This window comes from Bradyrhizobium sp. JR4.3 (assembly GCF_040547695.1).
Classification (GTDB): domain Bacteria; phylum Pseudomonadota; class Alphaproteobacteria; order Rhizobiales; family Xanthobacteraceae; genus Bradyrhizobium; species Bradyrhizobium canariense.
Genome location: NZ_JBEPQF010000031.1, coordinates 67,740 through 84,890, shown reverse-complemented (window position 1 = coordinate 84,890; position 17,151 = coordinate 67,740). Strand labels below are relative to the sequence as shown.

The window sequence follows — 17,151 nt, the reverse complement described above, 5'->3', positions numbered from 1 at the left end:
GTGGCCGCCTTCGTTCGGATTGGGTGGCCGCTTTCGATCGGAATCGCTGGCCGCCTTCCGTCGGAATCGGTGGCCGCTTTGCCTCGGATTCCGCAAACGGGTTGGTGTGTCCGAAACGGAAGTTGCAATTCCGCTTCGGCCCTAACCTCGATCGCAGAAGGGTAATTCAAGATGACCAAGGCTGACAGCGTGCATAGCACGCACCCCTAAAGCCGTCTGCAAGCAACATCATCGAACTGTCCCCGCGGATCGCCGCGCGCGCTCTGCCTCCAGACAACGTGAAAGCAATCGAGTTTGCTGCGACCGCCCGCCGGCGCGCCAGCACAGCCAGGCAGCGCTGGCCGTGACGATAGCGGGCAAACTGCATAGGGGAGAACCGCTCGTGGACGAGGGTTGGGTTGACGAGCCTAAGTGGCTCCGCAATGGCCGCGCGTTTCTTGGCAGATGAGTTGGAGCGTCTCGCGAGCAATCGCTGGCGTTCAGCCTCCTCCAAACAGTGCGCTTGTCCCTCCGGGAGATCGCTAAGTACGGGAAGCGGGGGCCGTCATGAAGCGTCGGCGCAGACAGCACAGGACGCGCGACCGGCAGCGGCTGATGACGCATCGCCGGCGGTTGTGCCGCTAGTCCCTAAAAGATACGCCGCCGGGCTCGAAATGCGTTGTCCCGGCGGCGCCCTGTCTCAAACTGGGGACCAGCAATCCCAGTCACCAATGAATAGCAATGCCTGTGCCACGCCAATGCGACAGCAGCGCCGACTGCCGGCGGCCCTGTTCGAACTGTAGGAACCGGTGAAGCCGCGGTCGGTTGGACCACAAGACCCTCTGGCGCCGGTAACATTGGCGGGCCCGTTGATGAGCCCCCCGGTAGTAGTCCGGAGATGCCAGCGCCAGCCATCAGAACTACGCTCCTTACCTTTGGACCGGCAATGGCGCGCGGTGAGAACACGGAGAATGCACCAACGCTCATCTGCAAGCGATGCCAGCGGCCTATGGACTTCCTCGCATTGCTGCCCGCGATTGCAAACCTACCCGCCGCCTACGCCTACAGGTGCATGCGCTGTCTGAGAGTTGAAACTATCGTTCTCGACTGAGGGAGAGCGCTGCCGGGGCTGGCTACTAGCTGGCGGGCTCTCACCCCAAGCACAAGGCCGCGTATGTCCCCACGGCCCCGTCCCAAGCAACACGGTATGCAGCCGCCGCTAACAAAGTGTAAACCTTGTTCCGTTCATATTCCTCGGTCGCAATGGTGAACTCGCTGCGACTTCCGGCTGGGAGCCCGCTAGCTAACGCACCTGGCGGGCTTTCTTCCTTTTCGAGACCAGCCTGATTCATTCATCAAAGTATTGCGCCGATGAAGAGAAACGACAAACCCAAAGAATGGACCGATGCGGAGGTGCAACTCTTGCTCGCGCTGTCGCGCGAAGGCGGCGCCGGCGCGGTCCAGATTGCGAGTGCGTTGGAAAGATACGTCTCATCAGTGAAGCGTGCGGCGGAAAACTTAGGCTTTCAACTACGGGCTTAAAGGGCTGGCGGGCATCGCACTCCCGGCGCTCTGATCCGCAATTGATCAGGCTTCGTTTCCAAACTCGCTGAGGTTGTGACTGGAAATGCACCGACTCTGAGTGCATAATAGGCAGATGCAGGTGCAATGCCCAAAATGCAAAGTGATCGTCGCCATTGGCAAAGCCAAGTGGTTCTTCGACGGCGGCGAATGTAGGGAGCTTCGCGGTACAGTCGCGGGCGATGCTAAGGAATACGAAAAGTGCCCGGTCCTCATCGAAGCTGTGTCGACCTTAGGAAGAATGCCGCCACCTAGGTGAGCGCCTTAGCGTCCTAGGCTGCCCGTGAGCGCGAGCGAACCTTCCAAAAACCAGGCAAAGCGGATGCTCCCAGCTGCGTAGTCGCCGGCCGAGAGACGGCCCCGGCTTTGGGGAGACTGGGGGTAAGGCCGGGGCCGCTCCGCCAGCTCAGGGCACCGAGCCAGCGCGGATTTAAGCAGAATGCGCCCGGCCGGTTCCTAACGGAGCGCCAGGAGGTCCTGCCCGAGTGTCAGCAGCCGCACGTAGGTACCGCTCTCGTGCAGCTACAGCCAGCCCTTCTCGATAGCGCACCTGATGCCGGCGCCGAACTCGGTGCCGCTTCCCTTGAGCGTGTAGAGGAAGGGATAGTTGATCTTCTCAATATGGATGCGGCCGTCCTGGACTGGCGAGATGCTGGCGGCGAGCTCGAGCAGCTTGCGGGCTGCGGCTTGTGGATCGGAAAACGGGCGTTCGATGACGTGCTTCATCGCTGGAATCAAAACCTCTCGCCCATGCTTGGCCTGACTTGCCCGCGACTGTCATGCCAGTTTGGGACAATATGCACAGATCCTGCGGCACCGCATGCCGAGCAGACCAGGCGCAAGCCAACGCGCGACCACGGCTGATCCTGCGGGAGTGTATCGATCCGCACGTCGACCCTGCGAATCGCAACGGCCGTTCAGGCACTGGATGCTGCAGGTCACATGGCCGTCAGCCAGCCATTCAGCCGGGCTGCGAGGCGGATAGTGGCCGGCCGTTTCGTGTATCGACGGCTGCGCATGCCGCATCAAAGCGGCATCGTAAGTCCCTCGCAAATTATCGATTCCTAGTAGGTCGAGGCGCTTGCGAGCTACTGTGCGTCGTGGGTCCGGACAATGCTGCGGCGCTTGGGTACTCGGTCTCACACCGCCCCGCAGGTTCTTGAGGCCGGCGGTCCTCACGGCGTGGTGGCTAATCTTTCAAGGTTCGATAGTGCAGCGATATCCAGGGATTCAAATTGCCAGCGGGGCAAGGTCCTTGCCCCATCCTTCAAAAGCTCCTCCACCAGGGAACTGAGCTGGCTCTTGTCCGAGATTCCAAGCACATTGCAGAACTGATCGAAGTAGGCCTTTGATTGTGATCGGGCGAAAGGTTCGAATGGAGGTCGAAACCGGAAGGTCGTGTATAGCAGCGTATCGGGAAACCACCGTCCGCCTTCGATGGAAGCCCGCAGAAAAAGGACGAAATCCGCGAGCATTACGTCCGTGAACTTGATCGTGCTGACAACGTGGCTTCGTTGCTCCAAGAGATCAGCGCGCAAGGATAGGCGACGCAGCTCCTGTTCTTTGGGCGGGAGGCTGCGCATGTACCGACGTACGATGTGGAATGGTTTCATCGGCTCATCCCGCCGGTCGTCCGGAACGTAGAAGCGTTGACCGATGAAGTTCGAGGCATCGTTGAACCGCTCGTACTTCAGCAACGCTGCCAGCGTGTACAGAAACAGCTCGTGCACGATGAACACGTAGTTGTCGAAATCCCATTCCCGCCAAGAATGGACTTCTTCCGGCTTGTCCATAAGCGGGATAATGCGCTCGAAGAAACGTTGCAACGTCCTGATCAGATCGGGATCTGACTTGGGCGCGGCCGACGCAATGAATTCGATGTATTCATTGCGATACGGCAGGAAGCGCTCGATATTGTCGAGAACGGCCTGCGGAAAAACATCCGGCGCACCTGGTGCCAACTTGAAGTCAGCCTTCAACACGTCGACCAGCGTGTCTAGGTAGCTGTTCATGGAGGCGGCTGGATTGGCTATTGATCGGCGGATGATTTCAATCGACTGCCGCGCCTTCGAGCGCGTTGGACTGGAAGAGCTGTCCTCCGCCAGAAAAGCAGGCATCTCCCCAAGCGATGGCTTCACGTACAGCGGTTTGTCGTAGATCCAACGGAGCAGTTGCTCGAAGTTTGTCCCGTAGAGTTCCGGCGTCATGTCAATGTAGAGACGCGAACCCAGAAACTTCGGCAGGTACGGCTCGCCATTCTCATCCACTTCAGAGACGATTGCCGTAAATTTGGTCTGATCGGCCTTTTTGTAGATCTCCGGGGACATGATTTGCGACTCTGCCCCGACGCCGCCCTTCCGTCCGTCCGCCTTTTCAGCGTACCTCTTGTCACAAACGATGATGACCTTTTTGACTGCAGGGTCGGTGACCATCGATTCCATGAACTGATATGCGTCGTTTCCCTCCCTCAAATTCCATTTGTCCAGGACGACGTCGACGCCACCGTCAACCAACTGAGTGGCAAGATCCATCACCCATCGCTCGTGCTCAGGTGAGGACCAACTGTAAGAAATGAATGCGCGGGGTGCGGAAGGCTTGTCGCTGGTCAAGGGGCGCTCCGAAAACTCTGCCGAATCGGGAATCACCGATGGTGACACGAAGCTTGGTGACCTACTTGTGATTGTGGAGCTTCGCCCCGCTATTCACAGATCAAGCCGGCCCGGTCATCCGACAGAGCGAACTGCGCGGGCTGCGCGTCGTGGGTGTGGATAGATGAAGCGGGAGGCATGGCGCCGTCCCGCCTTCACCTTATGAGTGTTTTAGCCGATCCGCCAGCAGCGACATCTGAAAGTTCAGTGCCTCTTCCGCGGTTGCCCCACGCGAAGACGGGGCGTCGGGAAAATTAACCCAAACATGGAAACGATCGAGTTCGTTGCCCGATGGGGCGGCGATACACACAGTTTTCCCATCGAGGCCCTTCGAAAGGACGGCGGCGCCTATACGACTCACGTCTACGTGCGACGCTTTTTGGCGATCAAAGACGCGCTGACGATCGAAAAATGGTCAGCATATCCAGGAAGAAGCGGAGCACTAAATGAAAGCCCAACGAGCGCGCATGTGCGATCTTTCCGGAGGTGAAGACAAGCATCAGCAAGTCGCTTCTATGAAGTGGGCTCGCCGCGGCACTTCTGGATCGGCGACAATCGCGTAAGTTTAGCAGTGTGGTACTAACACGCGGGCGTGCCGCCAGCACCGTATATACATAGGTCCCGCTCGCCAGCAAGCCTGACGGCATGGGAGTGTGGCTGACAGTGCCCCAGGCGACGTGCGCGGTGTTAGAGCCCTCGAGGCAGCGGTCAATGACTGTTATCAAGAGAAGCCGTAATTCCGGAAATATCAAAGCGTTCGCCAGCCAAGAGAGCAGGCGCAGGCTGTGGACCTACTACCAATGCGGAAAGTGAAATGGAACGCAATGCGATCCCGGAGATAGCATTTGTGGTCCGACATAAGTGCACAGATCTGCCGACCATCCAGCGATAGCCAAGCGCTTGCCGTCGCATCGAAGCCAGAGATCGGAGCCGCCGCATGTAGTAGTGACGGCAGGGGAGGGGTATGCGCTCGTTCTCCTAGATCCACGCGCCGCTCACCGCGGCTTTCCCGTTTCACACGCATCTGCAATTCAGAATATGGGTCTAAATTGCGGCTAGGCAATCGCGAGCATGGTCCGCACGAGTTGCGCGATCTTAAAATCGCATTGTCTCGGATTGATCTGTCGCAAATGCTGACACTCGACCAAAGACTATATTGAGATCCGTTTATGGAGCTCTGCCATGATCATACAGCGCTTATCCCAAGAGCATCTCAACATTGAGAAGCTGCTGGCCATCCTCGAGCGGGAGCTCGAGGTATTCGACCGCGGCGACCGTGCTGACTACGAGGTCATTCACGCGGTTATCAGTTACTTCGAAGTCTACCCAGAGGTTTATCATCATCCCCAGGAAGACTTGGTATTTGCCAAGCTGAGGGCACGAGATCCAGCCGCTGCTGCGAAGGTCGGCGATCTAGCTCGCGAACACCAGAAAGGGGCCCAACTTTTACGCCGCGTCGCTCAGGCGGTCGACAGCGTTCTCGCGGAACGTGGCATTCTGCCCGAAGATGTGGATCTTATCATTCGGGATTTTATCGCGCACGAGCGCCGTCACATGAGGATGGAAGATCGCGATTTTTTTCCCGTGGCAGTTAAGGTTCTCGAGCCTCAAGATTGGACTGAGATCGCTTCAGCCGCGACGAGTCACAACGACCCGCTATTCAGCGACGTTGCCGAGGAGCGGTTTGACACGCTGCGCGCACATATTTTGCGGCTTGAGCAGGAGGCTGACGCGGAGCGTAAGTAATCGCTACGGCGTCGCGCAATGCATTGTGCCGCGCGACGATGAGGTCCACGGCGCAAGGGAGAGTCAGAATTGGGCTGCGCTGGCGGCTGGCATCCCGAAAACAACCGCTTACAGATTGGGCAGTCGTAGAGGCGCACGCCGCATCGGCAGTGTTACCCCTGTGTCCCCAGCAGGAGGGCCTCACCGCGCGTTTGGGCTGCGGTCAAGGACGCCAAGATGGAGGATGCCGGGGGAGGACCCCAGCCCGGCAAATGCGTCTCCGCACCAGCCTTGCTTTTGTCTGAGTTCCAGTACTAGTTTTCGATTTTGCAAAATGGAGAGGTCAAGTGGCTTTGGGGACTGTGAAGTGGTTCAACCCGACGAAGGGTTACGGCTTCATTCAACCTGACAACGGCGGCAAGGACGTCTTCGTCCATATCTCAGCGGTTGAGAAGGCTGGTTACACCTCCTTGGCAGAGGGAGCTAAGGTTAGCTTCGATGTCGTGAATAACCGCGGAAAAGACTCGGCTGAAAATCTACGGATGGGGTGAGCCCTCCAAACGCGCCCAACTCGGTTGTGGCCGGGCGCGCCTTCGCTACTCACCGCTCTGTCCGCATGAAGGGGCTGCGCTCTGAGACCAAACGAAGGTCGGGGTCGGCGGCCACCGTCATGGACGCCTCGATCCGCAGGGGGGTCTCTGGGGGACGCTCAGCTAGCATTGCCCAGGCGATGACTCCGACTGCAAAAAGGAGTGCCACTATCCAAGGATACCGCATTGCGTGCTCGCTAGTCTGGTATCAAGGTCCCGATCAGGTTGGGCAGCGCTTGCTGCTCAGGACCGTTAGCGCTGTCCCGTAGGAAGTTGCCCATTTCAATGTACGAGGTCCGTCCTCCTCAGTTGGCATTCGGCCGATGCTTCACGACTGGCGTGCTCGAAGGTGGTTGCCGCGACAAATACCAGATGTCGCCATTGCTGCTTTCATACAGAACCCGATCGCTCATAGCGACGTAATAGCGCCCGCACTATTCGGTTCCAGTTGGACATCGTGCCGACTACGGAATCTTGCGGTGGCCTGCGTCGGCCACTAGAGGGGTCTGCCAAGACCGAACCCCGGCCGAAATGCGCGCTCGATTGGAACCTCTACCGCAATTGGGGTGTTCATCGGCAAAACAACCCGCAGGAGTCGCCTATGAACAGAATGCTTGTGTCGCTCGGGACAGTAGCCTTGATGGCGATCTCAGTTGCGAACGCATCTGCGAAAGATAAGCAAAGCGAGGCGTTCCTTAAGAAGGCAATCGAGGGCAATTTCGCTGAGGTGAGCATGGGAGAGCTGGCGCAGCAGAACGGCCAGAGCGATGCCGTCAAGTCGTTCGGCAGGATGCTCTCCACCGACCATGCTGTCGCCAATCAGAAGGCTTTAACTGCTGCCCAAGCAGCAGGAATGAACCCACCGAGCGGCCCGAGTGCGAAGCAAAAAGCCGACCATGACAAGATGGCAAAAATGTCCGGCGCAGGGTTCGATAAGATGTTCGCTACCCACATGGTCGCAGATCACCAGAAGGACATCGCCGAGTACAAGAAGGCGTCACAAAGCAAGGATGCTGCCGGTGAATATGCTTCTGGCCAGATTGATACGTTGCAAAAACATCTGGACGCCGCAAAATCGTTGAAGGCCGGTAGTTGATCTGACACGGCTTCATGGAGACGCGCCAAGCCTACCTGCTCCGGCTGGCGAGCGTTTTAGACGATGTCGGGGCGGACCAGCAGGTGATAATTCGCGATCGGTACATCGAGTACGCGTTCGGCGGGAATGACGCGCTCGCTTTCTTGCAGAGGCCGAAGTCTTCGCCCGCGCTCATGGCTGCACCTTTCATTACAACCGCATTGAGCAACAGGGCGTGTTCACCAGGTCCTATCCCGCCGGAGGCAGGGCTTAAGCGTTTAGGAACGACCACGCAGTTTGATCTTCTTCTTTAGCTTGGAATAGCGAGCCTCGACCGAGGCCTGACTCTGGCCGAGGTATGCTGCAATGTCGCTGAATGACGCTCCGGTCGCGCGCATCTGAAAAAGTATTTTGTCGTCCTCTGCGGACCAAATCGCCGAACTTTTAGGAGCCCCGGATCGGACCATTTCCACCCTGCTGCCAATTTTTTCGATCAGACAAAAGCAGGACCGCGATCAGGCAAATTATGGCGGCTGGCATCCCAAAAACAACCGCTTACAGGTTGGGCAGTCGTACAGGCGCACGCCGGATCGGCAGTGTTATCACTGTGTCCCAGCAGGATGGCCTCACCGCTAGGAGCGCTCCACGAAAAGGCCGCAGCGGCAAACCACTGCGGCCAGCCGGGTTAAAATGAAGACGTGAAATATTGATTCCAGCCCCGGCAAGACAAGCCTACAGCGACGGCTCAAGTTCGCAATGTCGTCGATGTCACACTTATGGAAAACTTAAACGTCAGTCTTGCTGACTGAGGGAGGGCTCGCCGGGGCTGGCTAAAGCGAGCCCTCAACCTCGTGTGCGAGGCCGCCCCCCGGCTGCCTCATCGCAAGACCGATAGTCTGCGCTAGAACGCGTCAGATTAATGTCCAAACTAATATGGAAGTTTGGCGATCCGGTTGTCCCTATTTCCCGACAACTGTCTTCATCAGGGCTGAAGGCCTAAGCCAAACCTCAAAACGAGAGCCTTGTGACGGAGCGCGCCAGCGGTGCGCTTGGTCGCCTTGGATATTTTGATGACAGGCGTACGCGCCTTTGAGTGCGCTTTAAGTTCCTTGATGTCGGCCTTAGTCCACTCGCGGCGAATAGTTTTCTTTGCTTTGTTGGCCAACGTGGCGCTCCTTCGATGTTGAGGGCGCGGTCTAACAACGTAGCGCGCAGTTCGCAAGCCGCGCACTTATCCTATGACCGCGCTACGTTAGATTGCCGCAATCTTCATATAGATGATAATGAAAATCGGCAGCGTTCCAAAGAGCCATATAGCGGACCGGCTATGATCAAGCCGAGCGAACTCGCGGTTCGGGATCCGTCTCTCGCGCGAACGGCGTAGAGTCTTTGCCATGGTGTTGCACAGTCAGTCGCCGTCTTTATGAGGCGAAAAATCGAGCTGGCTCGGCGGGGGGCGTCTGGGCTGTGGTGCGAGGGGCTCTGTGTCAGGATCAACTGCGGTGTGCTTGTTCCGAGTAATCACAAGACCAAAGACGCCCAGTATGGCCAGAATAGTCCCCGCGATCATGAGCCAATGCGGCAATTCGATCGAGGAGAGTAGGCGCATCTATTTCCCCTTTGGCGTTCAGCCCGCCGATACGATTACGGTTTCGTATCCTTCGGACGCTCGTCGCCTGGCTCAGCAGGCGGAGATGCTGGCGCGGGAATTTCCGCCGCGGGCGACGGAGCGATGCAATCACCCGCCCAAATCTTGGTTCCTTTGACGGCGCCGATCAGTTTGCAGCCCATTGGCGGCTGCGGCTTGACGTTAACCGAAGGCTTTTTGGCTGCTTTCGGTGGAGCGGTTTGAGCAAAGGCGCCAGTCGTAATCAGCAGCGCGACGACTCCGACTAGTCGGTTCATGGTCCATCCCCTCGACCGTTGAACGCGTGTAATTTCCCTTCGCCTGCGTGATGCCACGATCCGGCCTAGGACCCAGACCGTTTCAGTGCAGCCTGCACCGAAAGCTTCTGGTCACCGCAGAACTCGCCTCACGTTTCTCAGCCCAACCGAACCAGACCCGTTTGCGTCAAGATGATGATCGTTACAGCCGCGTAGCTAAGGGCGCTCAAATACAACATCGCGATACGCTCTACTCAACTTTAACCCACCGGAAAGCATGATAGGCCGACCATGGTTAATGAACCGTTCGGGGGCAGTCGCGAGTTGGATTTTCGCTCGGCCCAGGTCGATAGTGTTACCGCCGCGATATAGCGGGAGGCGTCGAACGTTGTGGCTGCGGTCAGTCACGCTAGGTGACGGGGGGAGGACCCCCGGCTATCCAATCCCTTGCGCGAAGGCGTGTCCGCTCCTTCTTGTTCGGCCTCGCTGCTTGGTTGTAACCGGCCGTACACGGCCTGACCACTGCGACCCAAACGCTCGCCCAGCTCGGTCGCAGTCATACCCTGGTCGCGTAGCGCAAGCAGTTGCGCCTCTTCTTCAGGCGACCACGGGCGAACCTCTTGTCGATTGTTGGACACCGATTTCATGCCAGCAGAAGCGCTGCGGACCATCATCGTATAGCAAGCTGGTAAGTGATGAGTTCCAGGCTTGGAGCGTGAACGTCGCGAGGCAGCGCTTGCACCCAGCTTGCTCGACCAGGGCCGAACTGGCCACGCGCCTATAGAGCGGTCCAAGGTGCCCGCGTAACGATCTGTAAGTATTGGGCATGCAAAATAGCGCCTTTCTGCGCGTGATCGGTCCGACCAAGGAGATCGCCGTGACATCAGATAATGATGACGAGCTGGCTGCTTTGACGCGAGAGATCGCTGACAAGGTGACCTATGTTCATAGCCAAACGATCCTGATCGAGGTCCTTGGGCGAGACGGACACGACGTATCCGACTATGAGAGAGCGCGAGCCAAAGAGCGGTCGGGCTTGGCAACACGGATCGCGAGGCAGTTTAGACTGCTTGAAATAGCTTCGGCCCATGAAGGACCAGAGACAGCCGCGTCAACTCAAGGATAATCATGTCGGATCGCCGGAAGATCGATCGTTCGGAGGTCGACTTAGCCGCCTACATTTTTGGAGATGGCGGCAGCCGACGTTGCCGCGTGTTCAATATCTCGCAGGACGGTGCTGGGATCGAGTTATCGACGAAGCTGCACATGCCTGCCACATTCAAGATGATGTTGGAAAGAGACCGTATCATCAGAGATTGTCGTCTCGTTTGGTCCAGTGATACTCGCATCGGCGTCGTGTTCAAAGCCGATTGAGTCGGCTCCGGTAGGTTGTCGGTGCCAGCCAAGTGCCCCAGGGGGACGAAGTCGGGTAGTGCTACCACGCTGTCTAGCGGCAGGCGTCGAGCGTTGTTGCTGCGGGTCAACGACGACACACGCCCAGGGCTGTGAGGAGGGCGCCCGGTGATCCGCTTCGCAAGACCCTGTCGTTTTTGACAGGTGCGGGCCGTCCCGACATGTGGGCATGATCGCGACTAAAGGACGAGAGCCGCGGCTATGCGTTACTACTTCCCGATTTTACACAATGGCGAGACACAGGCGGACGATGTGGGAGAGCTATTCGGCTCTGCTGAGCTAGCCGTCCAGTACGGCGCCCGTGTCGCTCGGGACATCGCCAGCGATCCCGATTGCGACCGTGATGCGGGCACGGTTGTAATCGTGGTTGACGCCTCCGGTGCTGAGATCGCGCGGCATAGGGTCTAGGGCAGGCGGAAGCGGTGGAGGTGAGGGGGCTACTGAAAGCAGTTTCGGACGAAGTTCGTCCGAAACTAGGCTGATTCAACGCTCGGGTAGAGCAGTAACAGCAGAACCGTGATTGCACCGAACTTGGTCTTCGTCATTATCTCACGTTCCTGATCTGCTAAGGCCAGCCAAAATCGCAGGGTGCTGAACGATGCGTCACGTTCGCTGGAAGACGGCAGCCGGGAAGCAAAGCGGATTGTTCTCTGTACGGCCATCTTGAAGGACCGCCTCGTCATGACGATGTTTCTCAACTGCTCGGAGCAACCTGCGCTTCTGTTCTGTCCGCGTTTGCGACATCATGTCAGGAAACAGCTTGCGGATGGTATCCAGATCAGCACCAGCCGCTAGCTTCTCCTCATTGAGCGAGAACCACCAAAGTTGAAATACCTGCACAGGGAGCGGCAAGCGACCCGTAACAGAAAAATAGTCCCACCACCCGATGAATAGCGCTGCGTCGTTTACGGTATCGTTGAATGCTGCCAACAGGTCGTCATCCTCTCTGCGCAGGCCCTCCTTCGTGCTCATATGTTTGAAGGCGTTCCAATATTGTCGTTGAAGACGGCGATTTTTCCCATGTCTAGCTGCGGGTAGGTCTCCAGTATGTGAGTGGAGAAGGTGCGAACGTTCTCCGAAGCTGCTATCGCCTCAATCAATTCGCTGCCGCCACAAGCCAGACATTGCACGGCCACGGGATCGCGAACCTTGATGAAGAGATCAAGTGCGGTGCCAAGCTGATGGCGCGCAGCATTGAGCTTGTTCAGCGTATTGGTTATCGGGGATCCTCCACAACAGGTGAGGGATGTGCCCCGTGATGCGCATCGGCGAAGTGAGGTAGGATTGCTTCCGCAGCATTGAGGGACACCGCCAGGATGGCTGCCGTTCCTAACGCGCACTTGATTGGGATGACAAAGCGGTCGCTGCCCCTTGCTTCGAAGGTGGCAATGCCGGTGTCGTGGTCGATCTTAGAAAAGAGCCCGCGGTGCCCATACGAGTTTGGATGGCAGAATTCCGAGAGACCATCATAGTGACTGCGGAAATTTGGGATGACGGTTCGGTCGATTAAATCGATAGATTTAAGTATCTGCCGGGCCTCATGTTCGGGGTGATCGCGAAGGAGCTCTTTATCTTTGGTCCCGAAAAGAGAATTCATCGCCAGCGCGTCGACTGCTCGAAAATCTGGGATGGATGCCAATTCCCGAAATCTTTTTGAGAAATCCCAATAAAAGGCCGCGGTCTCGACCATGGCTCTTCCATTTAGGATCGCGCTCAAATAGTTTGCATTATTCCAAGATGATGCGACTCCTTCTGCCAAGGCTATCTGTCGATACACAACCGCGTTTGCTAGCACCGCGACTTTCCAAGCGATCTTCGATCGTCGATATGGCTCAACGAGAAGGTCGATTTGCTCACGTCGCCGCGCCGCGAGCGAACTCAGTTCTGCATTTAGTAACTCGAATTCGTCTCGTTCATCGAACGAAACGCTCGCTGTGTCGATTAATATCATGCTCTCTGATCGCATTGAGGGTGGCCCAGGCTGCCGGGTTCACAGTTCTTGACGCTATCCCTCCCCGATCAGGAAGCTGACAAAAGCCTCGGTGAATTTGTAGCGAGGTACCCTGTTGTACCGAGCATCATATATTGCGCCTACATGAATCATGATCGTCATGATCGATGAAATGTAAGGAATTGAATCTTCAAAATAGATAAACTGCGGATAGCTTGCGCCGTAAGAAACCCTGTTGTTCGGAAGAAGCACGAACTCGCGAACTAACGGCTCCTTCTGAAGGTTCTCTCGCATCTTTGCGATTAGCTCTGGAGCCTTCCTTTTCCAAGTCCTTGAACGGGTGAGCCCTATTGACCGCAAAGCCCCGGGCTTCAAGATAAGCCATCCGCTCTGCGGTATCCTTCCACTCTCGAAGGAGGCTGGTGGGAAACGCAATTTCATCATCGTCTATTAGCTTCGCGTGGTTTTGACAAAGCCATATGCCGTTCGCGATGTCCGCTCGTTGTTCTGACGTCATGGCATCGTAGAACCGTGCCCCTCCAGGAGATGCTGCGCAAATATGAGCGGCGACCCCCGTGTTTGTTACGCCGGACGCGTCAGAGCCCGGCCCAGAGGTCGGAGCACGACAATCAGGATTTGAACAGCGCATTCCGACGCGCTTTGCCAGTCTTTCGATAGTGGGCCGAAGAAAATCGTCTCGTGACATTTGGCTGCTCGACTGTTCGGACGACCGTATGGGTTATTGGCCGATCACACTACCTCAGAGACCTTGTAGTCGGTAAGCACGTCACGATAGGGGGATAATCTGATTCCCACCGTCTATTCCGTAGGAGTACTTTACAAGCTTGTTGCTGCGTTGGTTTTCCGGCAGCTCCACCACTTGTACAGGAATCGCCGCTGACGCATCGATATTTCTCGAACACATGAATGCAATCAGAGTCTCGAACGTATCGGCAATATGCTCGGTGACCTGAGACGTGTATGCGGAAATCGCTATTCGCGGTTGAGTAAACTTGGGATGGTACACGGCGATCGTGGGAGGAACGATCTCGTTGTTCGGCGTTAGGGCAAAATCAGAGACCTCCACCCGCTCATTGGGCTTCCTGTGCTCGACGCAGTTGCGAGTGTTCCTAATTGATTTGCAGAAATTTGCCACGTCTGCGGTCAGCCCAATGTATTGGCTGTCGCCTTTGTGTTTTCGCGATACTTCTTCCGCAAGGCCTTCAAACCATCCCTTAAACTTGCTTCCGTAGAACATCGAAGTAATTGCGAAGAGTGGTTTGAGCGCGTGATCGGCGCGTTGGATGAACTCTTTGCAGCGCGGCTCTAGGTTGGGCGCTGATGGAAGCGCTAGAGAGCGGCCCTTGATCTGCAACTCTGCAAGTCGACTCTCTTCGTCATCGTCGTGCCTGCTAAACTCCGCTGCAAGGTCGGACATCGCAGCCAAATTCTTCATGCATTCGAAGCTTAGCTCGACTGCCTTAGCAGACTCGAAGTCGGGACCTAGGAAGCCCTTCTCAAAAAGCTGCTTGGCGGTCAGCAGTGTTTTGGCTACCAGCGGCGAGTCTGAACCGTAGTCTAGAACCTTCTGTTGCGAGTTTGGCACATTGATGTTGGTGCGACCGGGATCAATTTCGTCAGCCAGCATGATCCGGTAAATCGAGTTGGTTGTCACAGTGTGAAGACGCTCGCCAATCTTAACCATTTCAGTAATGCGCCCTCCGGACGGTCCTACCTCCATGGACATCGCGGAGTCGCGAAGATGATCAATCGGGCGCTTCATGGCCGCAACTTCAGTAACTGCACCACCATTAGCGCGGGATTTCCGTCATGTTGCGCCATATAGGGCGGCCTGTCGCCCTAGTGAAGCGCGCAGCAATCTCCTCCAGGTTATCACCGTCTTCAGCCAACATGAGAACGCCATCAATCCCATCCTCAATCATGCCGGTCACCGCCGAGGGCGCGTGGCCGAAGGGGCCAATTGTGACCTCGTGCCCGCGCTCCATTAGCGTTGCGGTATACCAACCAGCAACGTCGGCGGCAGATAAGATCGCGATCTTCATTTTCGGGTACCTTGGCTGATGGACCTGCGTTGATCGGCGACCGGACGCGGTGGAAGTGAGGGGGCAGGCAAGCGTCACCTGAAAGATGCAACGTTCTTCATCTTCTCGTAGCGCGCCGATAGTTCATTGAAGATAGCTTGGAACCGCTTTGTGCTATCTGCAGTCAGCACTTTTGCCGGGTCAGCCCCAATGAGCGACATGAATTCGCGGGCTGGTCGCGTCTTATAGAATTCAAGACCTAGCGCTTTGAAAGCTTCTTCATACCGTTTGACGATGCGCGGTATTTTGGCGTTGAGCACGAGCTTTTTACCCTTCAGCTCAACTTTGTAAGTGTCGGCCACCAGCTTGTCGTAAGTCACGGGGTCTATGAGGTCCTCAATATCAGCCTCGGAGGGTTTTGGATCGAAGCCCTCCGAAACAAAAAGAATTGCAGTCTCCCGCAAAAGTTTGTTGGTGACGATATCCTTCTGTGTTTCCCGGCCCGCTCGGTCATCGTCTAATAGAACGAGAACTTTCAAATCTTCGGACGCCAACAGCGCGGCCATATAAGACACCTTCCCAGCCCCGCCAGCGGGGGTGATGGTCAACTCTTCTGGAAGGGCCGCAGCACCAGTCGCGGCAAAGTGCGCATTTACCGCAGAGAGGATCCAGAAATCAGTCACGCCCTCGACAATAAGATTCGAGTGGCCGACGAAAAGTGTCTGAGACAGCTGATATCCGAGCGCCGCTTGAAGCGGGAAAAGCGTCCTTGAATCTCCTGTAGGCACGTTTGAGACCGTAGTACCGGTCTTCTCATCAATATTGACCGTTCTAACGATCTCTAGCGCGTCGGGCGGTACCATGAACGGGGAATGCGTGGTGTAGATGATTTGGTTGAGTCCTCGCGGAAGTGTTTGAGCAAATGTTCTTGTGATTTGGCGTGTAGATAAAGCCCAGGCTCATCCAGGAGAAGAATGGCACCGTCTGCATTCCCACCTTGGGTATCTGCTGAGAACGTAATGTAAAAGGCAAAGAACCACCTAAATCCTCGGCTGCGTTCGTCTAGGTTGACCTCGACGGGATACTGAGCGTTCGGGTCGGAAACCAGAACGGTGACGTTGGGGCCGTCGACGTCAACCCGAACCATCAACTGACGATCTTTCCAGAGACGACGAATTTCGCCGGTCACAAGAGAGCTGGCGCGATTGAGAATTTGTCCCCTTAATTCATGGTCGTTGCGTTTTTCGTACAATTCTTGAGGCTTAAACCCAGCAACCCTAGCCAGCTTTTCGAAATTGTCCTCACGTTCCTTAGTCGCGGGGTTTTGTCCGCGGCGCTCAACGAAAGATGAAAGTTCTTGATGCCCGTACAGTTCAGGGAAGTCCGCTATGTAAACAAATTCCGGAAGCCATTCGAGGACTCGCTTATGCGCCTCTAACTTATTGGCATCGTAGCTAGCTATCTTGATCGCATGATCTTCAAGTTCGGTGAGGAGTTCGTCCTGTTTGTCGTCGAGCATGATGCCCGCGGCGCCCAGGTGTTGTCTCACAGCAGCGGCAGCGGGCGTCACCGCTGCGGCCCAGGCTTTTGAGTCCGTATTTGCGTTAGCTTTTTCAAGGGCGGCCCAGGCACTATCGACCTGGCCCTTCTTCTCACCCTCCAACGCAGTCCACCGCGGCTCAAGGACTGGCTTTAGCCGCTTAAGCACGTTTGTCGTTTTTTTTGCATCCAGTTCAGGCGGTTTTGTTTGGAACTCGGTCCAGACACTTTCAGCGGCGTACCCGCGGCCGATCGCCACCTTCTTGATGGCACCTACCAGCGGTGCAAGTTCTTCCGCTTCTTCGGGCGTCAAAACCCACCAGGTCCAAACAACAACGGTGTTGCCTTTGCATTCCTCCAGTCTGCGGCTGCGGGGGAAGTCTTTGACAGGGTTTAGGGGCTGCCTTTTCCCGGGCGGGTTTAAGGAGGCCAGTGCTAAGAGCAAGTTTGACTTCCCGCTTTCGTTGCGCCCGACCAGCGAGGTAAGGTCATTGACGTTGATCCAGCCGCTATCCTCAACGGAGCGGAAGTTTTTGATCTGAAAGCTCGTTAGTTTCATAGCATCGTCTTCTTTTTTTGCTCAAAACATTGTTTGAGAAATTGGTGCGTACCGCCGGTAAGGCTGCATCTATCCCGCAACCCGAACGTCTCCGTACTCTTCTTTGTTCGGCCGCTCGCCGTCAAAGTCTGTGTGAGCGAGTAGGGCTCCGATCCCGAAAAGCAC

The 17,151-nt window shown here is 56.4% G+C and carries 15 protein-coding genes; 5 read left to right on the top strand and 10 right to left on the bottom strand.

The genetic code is table 11. The features are described 5' to 3' along the window. Positions 1 to 2,082 precede the first annotated feature (2,082 nt). A complete protein-coding gene (locus ABIB91_RS33280) occupies positions 2,083 to 2,286 on the bottom strand; it encodes a hypothetical protein (RefSeq protein WP_502917042.1) in 204 nt (67 codons plus the stop codon). A 449-nt stretch (positions 2,287 to 2,735) separates the two neighbouring features. Further along, positions 2,736 to 4,169, bottom strand: coding sequence for an SEFIR domain-containing protein (locus ABIB91_RS33275; RefSeq protein WP_354170694.1), 1,434 nt, complete (start codon positions 4,167 to 4,169; stop codon positions 2,736 to 2,738). 1,221 nt (positions 4,170 to 5,390) lie between these two features. Here ABIB91_RS33275 and ABIB91_RS33270 point away from each other — a divergent pair. From ABIB91_RS33270 to ABIB91_RS33260, 3 genes are all read left to right on the top strand, one after another. After that, positions 5,391 to 5,954, top strand: a complete 564-nt coding sequence (locus ABIB91_RS33270; RefSeq protein ID WP_354170696.1) for a hemerythrin domain-containing protein — start codon at positions 5,391 to 5,393, stop codon at positions 5,952 to 5,954. A gap of 326 nt (positions 5,955 to 6,280) precedes the next feature. Next, the gene (locus ABIB91_RS33265; protein ID WP_354170698.1) at positions 6,281 to 6,484 is read left to right on the top strand and encodes a cold-shock protein; all 204 of its coding nucleotides are present in this window, start codon (positions 6,281 to 6,283) and stop codon (positions 6,482 to 6,484) included. A gap of 640 nt (positions 6,485 to 7,124) precedes the next feature. After that, on the top strand, positions 7,125 to 7,619 hold the full coding sequence (locus ABIB91_RS33260; RefSeq protein ID WP_354170700.1) for a DUF4142 domain-containing protein: 495 nt from the start codon (positions 7,125 to 7,127) through the stop codon (positions 7,617 to 7,619). Positions 7,620 to 8,580: 961 nt separating this feature from the next. On the opposite strand, the gene ABIB91_RS33255 is transcribed toward ABIB91_RS33260, so the two are convergent. Both ABIB91_RS33255 and ABIB91_RS33250 read right to left on the bottom strand, forming a co-directional pair. Continuing rightward, the gene (locus ABIB91_RS33255) at positions 8,581 to 8,763 is read right to left on the bottom strand and encodes a hypothetical protein (protein ID WP_354170702.1); all 183 of its coding nucleotides are present in this window, start codon (positions 8,761 to 8,763) and stop codon (positions 8,581 to 8,583) included. Between the two features lie 479 nt (positions 8,764 to 9,242). After that, positions 9,243 to 9,503 (bottom strand): hypothetical protein, encoded by a 261-nt coding sequence (locus ABIB91_RS33250; protein ID WP_354170704.1) that lies wholly within the window; start codon positions 9,501 to 9,503, stop codon positions 9,243 to 9,245. Between the two features lie 1,107 nt (positions 9,504 to 10,610). Between ABIB91_RS33250 and ABIB91_RS33245 the strand changes: the two genes are divergently transcribed. Beyond that, entirely contained in the window at positions 10,611 to 10,856 is a 246-nt protein-coding gene (locus ABIB91_RS33245; RefSeq protein ID WP_354170706.1) for a PilZ domain-containing protein, read from the top strand. A gap of 240 nt (positions 10,857 to 11,096) precedes the next feature. After that, entirely contained in the window at positions 11,097 to 11,303 is a 207-nt protein-coding gene (locus tag ABIB91_RS41785) for a DUF6894 family protein (RefSeq protein WP_502917041.1), read from the top strand. Between the two features lie 195 nt (positions 11,304 to 11,498). Here the strand turns inward: ABIB91_RS41785 and ABIB91_RS33240 are convergent, their stop codons facing one another. The 6 genes from ABIB91_RS33240 to ABIB91_RS33215 form a co-directional block, all read right to left on the bottom strand. Further along, positions 11,499 to 11,867 carry a hypothetical protein gene (locus tag ABIB91_RS33240; protein WP_354170708.1) on the bottom strand — a complete coding sequence of 123 codons (369 nt, stop codon included), beginning with the start codon at positions 11,865 to 11,867 and terminating at the stop codon, positions 11,499 to 11,501. A gap of 244 nt (positions 11,868 to 12,111) precedes the next feature. Continuing rightward, the gene (locus ABIB91_RS33235; protein WP_354170710.1) at positions 12,112 to 12,846 is read right to left on the bottom strand and encodes a hypothetical protein; all 735 of its coding nucleotides are present in this window, start codon (positions 12,844 to 12,846) and stop codon (positions 12,112 to 12,114) included. A gap of 787 nt (positions 12,847 to 13,633) precedes the next feature. Next, a complete protein-coding gene (locus ABIB91_RS33230; RefSeq protein ID WP_354170712.1) occupies positions 13,634 to 14,629 on the bottom strand; it encodes a hypothetical protein in 996 nt (331 codons plus the stop codon). A 28-nt stretch (positions 14,630 to 14,657) separates the two neighbouring features. Then, entirely contained in the window at positions 14,658 to 14,909 is a 252-nt protein-coding gene (locus ABIB91_RS33225; RefSeq protein ID WP_354170714.1) for a hypothetical protein, read from the bottom strand. A gap of 74 nt (positions 14,910 to 14,983) precedes the next feature. Next, the gene (locus ABIB91_RS33220; protein ID WP_354170716.1) at positions 14,984 to 15,751 is read right to left on the bottom strand and encodes an OLD family protein; all 768 of its coding nucleotides are present in this window, start codon (positions 15,749 to 15,751) and stop codon (positions 14,984 to 14,986) included. Further along, positions 15,730 to 16,986 carry an AAA family ATPase gene (locus tag ABIB91_RS33215; RefSeq protein ID WP_354170718.1) on the bottom strand — a complete coding sequence of 419 codons (1,257 nt, stop codon included), beginning with the start codon at positions 16,984 to 16,986 and terminating at the stop codon, positions 15,730 to 15,732. Before ABIB91_RS33215 ends, ABIB91_RS33220 begins: the two co-directional genes overlap by 22 nt. Positions 16,987 to 17,151 lie beyond the last annotated feature (165 nt).